The organism is Cupriavidus sp. 05T313, assembly GCF_056396665.1.
Genome location: NZ_JBFTLX010000366.1, coordinates 1 through 6,797, shown reverse-complemented (window position 1 = coordinate 6,797; position 6,797 = coordinate 1). Strand labels below are relative to the sequence as shown.

Sequence of the window (6,797 nt, the reverse complement as noted above, 5' to 3'; positions counted from 1 at the left end):
GGATGCGCACTTCGGGATGCGCAGCATGCAGGCGTTCGATGGCGGGAAGCAGGAATTCGAGCGCAATCGAGTCGGTGCTGGTGACTCTTACGTCCCCCGCAAGCCGTGTATCCGTGCCTTGAGTTCGTCTGACGAGTTCGTGTGCGGAGTGTTCCATTTTCTCCGCCGATCTCAACGCGGCCTCGCCTGYGGCGGTCAACGCGTAACCCCCAGAGGTGCGCAGGAAGAGCGTTGCACGTAGGGCATGCTCTAGTGCCGCGATCCGTCTGCCGACCGTCGCCTGATCGAGGTTGAGCGTCCTGGCCGCTCCACGGAGCGTTTTTTCGCGCTCCACCGCGAGAAACACTCGCGCGTCATCCCAGTTCATCGTGCCGCCCTCATGATGCAAATTTGCATCTGTCAGATTGAATAATGCTGCACATATTCATCAGCGTCGAGGCCTAAACTGAACGCAAGAGTTCCTCGTTCAATGATCCGCCCGGATCAATCGAGCCTCATCTATAGAAGGATTGGTATCCATGTCTGCTTCAACTTATCATGTGCCGCCGTCCATGACGGCCGTTGAGATCAAACAGCCCGGCGGTCCTGAGGTCCTGGTTCCGACCATGCGCGCGGTGCCGATGCCGGCCGCCGATCAGGTTCTGATCCGCATCCACGCAGCTGCCGTGAACGGTCCAGACGTTTTCCAGCGCAAAGGGCTGTATGATCCGCCCCCCGGCGCTTCGGACATTCCAGGGCTGGAAGTGGCAGGTCAAGTGGTTGCCGTTGGCCCCGACGTGTCCCAATTCCGGATCGGCGAACTGGTGTGTGCATTGATTCCCGGTGGGGGCTACGCAGAATATGCAGTCGCGCACGCCTGCAACACGATGCATATCCCCAAAGGCCTGACGTTGGTGGAAGCGGGGGCAATGCCCGAAACGTTCATGACGGTATGGCTGAACCTGTTCCAGCGCGGCAAGCTGGTTGCCGGCGAATCGGTGTTGATCCATGGCGGCGCGTCAGGTATCGGTACCACGGCGACCATGCTGGCGAAGGCTTTCGGCGCAGCGAAAATCATCACGACAGTTGGCTCGCAGGCGCATCGGGAGGCAAGCCTGGAGCTAGGTGCAGACCTCGCGATAGATTACCGCGAGGAAGATTTCGTCACCGAGGCGAAGCGGTTTACCGATGGAAGAGGCGTCGACGTGATCCTCGACATCATTGCCGGCGACTACGTGGCTAGAAACTATGACGCCGCAGCCATGGACGGACGGATCCTCCAGGTGGGCGTGATCAAGGGGCCGGCGAAGGATCTCAACGTCTTGCCGATGTTGACGAAGCGTCTGACGCATATGGGCTCGACATTGCGATCGCGCACATCCGCGGACAAGGCGGCCATCATCAATGAACTGGAGCGGCAGGTCTGGCCGCACATCGAGAGCGGCAAGATCAAGCCGGTTGTMTACAAGACCTTTGCGCTTGCCGACGCTCGCGGCGCTCACGAACTGATCGATTCCGGCACACACTTTGGGAAGATTGTCCTTACGACAGGTGCCGATCTCATTGGCTGAAGCCTGGCTTGCCGGTTTCAGGCCACTAACACGGGATTGAAGTGAGTCCAATGGCACAAAAATAAAGCAAATCGCTGGGTTTCGAGTCATACTCGATGGTGGCTTCGCCAGTGGCGATGCGGCCCGCATTCACGTCCATCAGGTCGTGCCAGCGGCGTGCGAGATCGCTGCGGGTGGCGACTTTGATCACCGGCACTTCGGCCAGGCCGTACGGCGTGCCGCGGCCGGTGGTGAACACATGCAGGTTCATGCCCGCGGCCAGTTGCAGGGTGCCGCAGATAAAGTCGCTGGCCGGCGTGGCGGCGTAGATCAGACCCTTCTGCCTGAGCTTTTCACCGGGTGAGAGCACGCCGGTGATGGCGGTGCTGCCCGACTTGACGATCGAGCCCATCGCCTTCTCGACGATATTGGACAAACCGCCCTTCTTGTTGCCCGGCGTGGTATTGGCGCTGCGGTCGACGCGGCCTTTTTCCAGGTAGCGGTCGTACCAGTCCATCTCGCGGATCATCGCCTGCGCCACTTCCGGCGTGGCGGCACGCGCGGTGAGCTGGTCGATGCCGTCGCGCACCTCGGTGACTTCCGAGAACATCACGGTGGCGCCCGCGCGCACCAGCAGGTCCGTGGCAAACCCCACGGCGGGATTGGCGGTCACGCCGGAGAATGCATCGCTGCCACCGCATTGCACGCCAACCACCAGTTCGGAGGCCGGGCAGGTTTCGCGGCGGCGCTGGTCGAGCCTGGCCAGATGGGTGTGCGCCATGGCCATGATGGCGTCGATCATGCTCTCGAAGCCCACATGCTGGTCGTCCTGCAGGCACACCACGCCAACCTCCACGCTGCCCGCGCCGGTCTGTACCGGCATGGTGCCGGGCGGCATCAGGCGTTCGGGCTGCAGTTTCTCGCAACCCAGGCTCACCATCATCGCGGTGCCGCCGAAGTTGGGGTTGAGGGCGATATTGCGCAGCGTGCGGATCGGCACGATGGCATCCGGCGCATCGATGGCCACGCCGCAGCCATAGGTATGCTCCAGGCCCACCACGTCATCCACATTGGGGTACTTCGGCAGCAACTCGGCCTTGATGCGGCGCACGGCATGCTCCACCACGCCCGACACGCATTGCACGGTCGTGGTGATGGCGAGGATGTTGCGGGTGCCGACGGAGCCATCCGGATTGCGGAAACCTTCGAAGGTGTAGCCCTCCAGCGGCGGCAGCGGCGCCGTCACGCGGGTGCCGATGGGCAAGTCGTCCAGTCCGGGCGCCACCGGCATCTCGATCACTCGCTCATTGACCCAGCTTCCCCTTGGCAGGTCATGCAGCGCATAACCGATCACCACGTTGTAGCGCACCACCGCATCGCCGGCCGCCAGGTCCGCCAGCGCCACCTTGTGGCCCTGGGGTACCCGCTCGCGCAGCGTCAGTCCGCAGGGAAACACGGTTCCCGCCGGCAGGCCGCCATCGTTGGCGACGATGGCCACGTTATCCAGCTCATGGATGCGGATATACAGCGGGGTGCCTTGCGCCTGCGTGCCAGGCTGCGAACCGGCGGACTGCCCTACTTGCTCTACTTTGATATCGATAACCGACATGTTCTCTTTCCTTGCGAAACGCTTCCGGTAGCCTGGCCACGCAACACGGCATGGCCATCAGGGATGCTTGAGTTCTACGCGCTTGATTTCCTTGACGATCACCAGGTAGCTGATCACTGTCACCAGCGCGTTGGCGCCGACGAACACCAGCGCGCCATTGAAGGAACCGGTGGTGGCAAGGATATAACCGATCACGATTGGCGTTACGATACCCGCGATATTGCCGAACATATTGAAGATGCTGCCGGCCAGGCCGATCACTTCCTTCGGTGCCGTATCCGCCACCACGGCCCAGCCCAGCGCGCCGATGCCCTTGCCGAAGAAGGCCAGTGCCATGAAGCCCACCACCAGCCATTCGCTATCCACATAATTGCAGGCCACCATGCTGACCGACAGCAGCATGCCGGCGACGATCGGCACCTTGCGGGCCACCGTCAGCGAATAGCCGCGGCGCAGGAAGCCGTCGGACATCACGCCGCCCAGCACGCCGCCGAGGAAGCCGCAAATGGCCGGCAGCGACGCGACGAAGCCCGCCTTCAGGATCGACATGCCGCGCGCCTGCACCAGGTACACCGGGAACCACGTCAGGAAGAAGTACGTCAGCACGTTGATGCAATACTGGCCCAGGTACACACCCAGCAGCATGCGGTTGGACAGCAACTGGCGCACATAGAACCAGCGGGCGCCCGCGGGTTCCTGCTCCTTCTTGCCGGCGTCGCCGCTCATCTCGACAAGGCCGCCGCCCTGCCGGATATGCTCCAGCTCGGCGCGGTTCACCCCCGGATGGGTAGCCGGGCTGCGCACCACCTTGAGCCAGAGGCCGGCCAGCACCATGCCCAGCGCGCCCATCCACAGATAGACATGGTGCCAGCCCAGCGCGTGGGTCAGCCAGGCCATCAGCGGCGTGAAGAGCACCGCGGCAAAGTACTGGGCGGAATTGAAGATGGCCGAAGCCGTGCCGCGCTCGGCCGTGGGAAACCAGCTGGCAACCACCTTGGCATTGGCCGGAAACGCCGGCGACTCGGCCAGGCCCACCGCGAAACGCAGTACGAACAGCGTGGTGACGGCAGCGCCAACCGTGGCGAACGCGCCGATAAAGCCCTGCAGCAGCGTGAATAACGACCACAGGAAGATGCTGCAGGCATAGATGCGGCGGGCGCCGAAGCGGTCGAGCAGCCAGCCGCCGGGGATCTGCGCCATCACATAAGCCCAGCTGAAAGCCGAGAAGATAAAGCCCATCTGCACGGCGTCGAAGCCGAACTCCGCCCGCATCGCGGGACCGGTGATGGAAAGCGTGGCGCGGTCGGCGTAGTTCACCGTCGTCACCACAAAGATCATCAGCAGGATCCAGTAGCGGACATTGCTGCGGCGGGTGGCCTGCCCGGCCACGCTGAGGGTATTGCTTGGATTCATGGGGTCTCCGGCGCCGGCCGCGACGGATATGGGCGGCACCCTTATCCGGCTACCGGCCATCCCGAAGCTTTCATGGCCGCGTGATATGTCGTCGTATGACTCGGATTATAGGCAACGGGTTTCTCACGCAGCATTCAGTGTTTACCCGAGGTGAAGTGTTTGTGGAAAATCGATGCGCGCTCTTGTTGCGCGTTCAACGGTATGTCGGCCGCACGCTGTTCGAAGCTAGCTTTCAAGCAGCTTTCAGGCCGGCCCAGGTATTTTGCAGCGTTTTGCCATGACCCCGGCGCTCATGGGCAGGCCATCGGGATTTCGTGCGGCGCCCTGCTGGTGCCAAACAAATCCACTTGCACAATCGCCAGCCTACTTGTACGATGACGTATCTCGAAAATGTGCGGACCTCCGGAAAGCACCAGAGCCACTGCCCTAAACCCTGCCCTTGCGGCGCTCAGGACCAGCCACCATGACCACACCACAAGAACTCAAGCAGATCGTCTCGCAAGGCCTGCTCTCCTTCCCCGTGACCGACTTCGACGCGCAAGGCAACTTCCGTCCCGAGACCTACGTCGAGCGCCTCGAATGGCTGGCCCCCTACGGCGCCACGGCCCTGTTCGCCGCCGGCGGCACCGGCGAGTTCTTCTCGCTGACGCCGGACGACTATTCCAATGTGATCCGCACCGCCGTGGAAACCTGTGCGGGCAAGGTGCCGATCCTGGCCGGCGCCGGCGGACCTACCCGCATGGCCATTGCCTACGCCAAGGAAGCCCAGCGTCTCGGCGCCAAGGGCATCCTGCTGCTGCCGCACTACCTCACCGAAGCCTGCCAGGAAGGCATTGCCAACCATATCGAGGAAGTCTGCAAGTCGGTTCATATCGGCGTGATCGTCTACAACCGCGGCAACTCCCGCATCAACGCGGAAATGCTGGAACGCCTGGCGGACCGCTGCCCCAACCTGATCGGTTTCAAGGACGGCGTGGGCGAGATCGAGAACATGGTACGTATCCGCCGCAAGCTGGGCGACCGCCTGTCTTACCTGGGTGGCCTGCCCACCGCCGAAGTCTATGCCGCTGCCTACAAGGCGCTGGGCGTGCCGGTGTACTCCTCGGCCGTGTTCAACTTCATCCCCAAGACGGCGATGGACTTCTACCGCGCGATCGCGGCCGACGACCACGCCACCACCAACCGCCTGATCGACGAGTTCTTCCTGCCCTACTTGGACATCCGCAACCGCCGCGCAGGCTACGCGGTGAGCATCGTCAAGGCCGGCGCCAAGCTGGTCGGGCACGACGCCGGCCCGGTCCGCGCGCCGCTGACCGATCTGGACGAGCAGGAACTGGCGATGCTGGACGCGCTGATCAAGAAGCTGGGCCCGCAGTAAGAGGACCGCAGAGCTACGCCGGCGCGTCAGCGCCGGCGTTAGTCATGCCAGTCACCCGGGCGATGCCGGGGAAGCGGACCTGACCACGCCTGTGGCGTGCCAGCGCAAGATCGCATCCCCGGCCAGGCCCAGTTCCGCCAGGACCTCCATGTTATGTTCGCCCGCGCCACCGCATCCGCCGCTCGCCACGCCAGATCCGCCTGCCGGCGCTGCGCGACGCCGCCGGCAGGCGGATCTGGCGTGGCGCCGGCCTTCCTGGGCGCCGCAAGGCGCCAGCAGGGCAACCCATCCGGTGCACGTTCGCTGGTGTGAGCCGCCAACCTATCGAGCGGCCGCGGCCTCCCCACCGGCCCCACGCCCAACCCAGTTGCCCGCCTGGCTCTCCAGCCGCGCCCGGATGAAATCCATCAGGGTGCGGGTGGCCAGCGTGGGAAACCGGTTCGGCGCCGTCAGCATGTAAATGCTGTCGCCCACGCCTTCGGGTTCGTATTCGGGCAACACCTCCACCACTTCGCCGCGGCCGATCTGCTGCCACACCGCATAGCGCGGCAACAGAGCAACGCCAAGCCCAGCCATCATCGACTCGAACAGGAAGGGATAATCGCCGGACTGGATGCGCGGGGCGACCCGCAGGATCAGCGGCGTGCCGGCCAGTCTCAGCTTGAGATCAAAGCGCCGCCCGAGCGATGCCGGCGCAATCAGGTCGCAATGGCCAAGATCCTCGGCGCGGCTCACTGGCCCATGCTCAGCCAGGAAGGCCGGCGCTGCGCACAGGCACCAGCCTACCCCGCAAATCCTGCGCGCCACGTGGTCCTCCGGCGGCAGGGAGGTGATCTTCAGCGCCACATCCACCTCGGCGGAAATCAGG

The 6,797-nt window shown here is 63.7% G+C and carries 6 protein-coding genes; 2 read left to right on the top strand and 4 right to left on the bottom strand.

What is annotated here, in order from left to right:
• The coding region (locus AC1DKD_RS38870; protein WP_477144528.1) for a LysR family transcriptional regulator at window positions 1-367 on the bottom strand (367 nt) is incomplete at its 3' end.
• Window positions 368-518: 151 nt separating this feature from the next.
• Here AC1DKD_RS38870 and AC1DKD_RS38865 point away from each other — a divergent pair.
• Entirely contained in the window at window positions 519-1,550 is a 1,032-nt protein-coding gene (locus AC1DKD_RS38865; RefSeq protein WP_441636071.1) for an NAD(P)H-quinone oxidoreductase, read from the top strand.
• Between the two features lie 25 nt (window positions 1,551-1,575).
• On the opposite strand, the gene garD is transcribed toward AC1DKD_RS38865, so the two are convergent.
• Complete coding sequence (gene garD, locus AC1DKD_RS38860) at window positions 1,576-3,138, bottom strand: galactarate dehydratase (RefSeq protein ID WP_477144527.1); 1,563 nt, start codon at window positions 3,136-3,138, stop codon at window positions 1,576-1,578.
• A 57-nt stretch (window positions 3,139-3,195) separates the two neighbouring features.
• Entirely contained in the window at window positions 3,196-4,551 is a 1,356-nt protein-coding gene (locus AC1DKD_RS38855) for an MFS transporter (protein WP_441636067.1), read from the bottom strand.
• Window positions 4,552-5,014: 463 nt separating this feature from the next.
• On the opposite strand from AC1DKD_RS38855, the gene kdgD reads away from it, so the two are divergent.
• The gene (gene kdgD, locus AC1DKD_RS38850) at window positions 5,015-5,929 is read left to right on the top strand and encodes a 5-dehydro-4-deoxyglucarate dehydratase (RefSeq protein ID WP_441636065.1); all 915 of its coding nucleotides are present in this window, start codon (window positions 5,015-5,017) and stop codon (window positions 5,927-5,929) included.
• A gap of 321 nt (window positions 5,930-6,250) precedes the next feature.
• Here kdgD and AC1DKD_RS38845 read toward each other — a convergent pair.
• Window positions 6,251-6,797: substrate binding domain-containing protein (locus AC1DKD_RS38845; RefSeq protein ID WP_477144526.1), on the bottom strand; the 547-nt coding region annotated here is incomplete at its 5' end.

Coding starts and splice junctions, on each gene's coding strand:
- kdgD (WP_441636065.1), top strand. CDS start 5,015: ATGACCACACCACAAGAACTCAAGCAGATCGTCTCGCAAGGCCTGCTC.
- AC1DKD_RS38855 (WP_441636067.1), bottom strand. CDS start 4,551: ATGAATCCAAGCAATACCCTCAGCGTGGCCGGGCAGGCCACCCGCCGC.
- garD (WP_477144527.1), bottom strand. CDS start 3,138: ATGTCGGTTATCGATATCAAAGTAGAGCAAGTAGGGCAGTCCGCCGGT.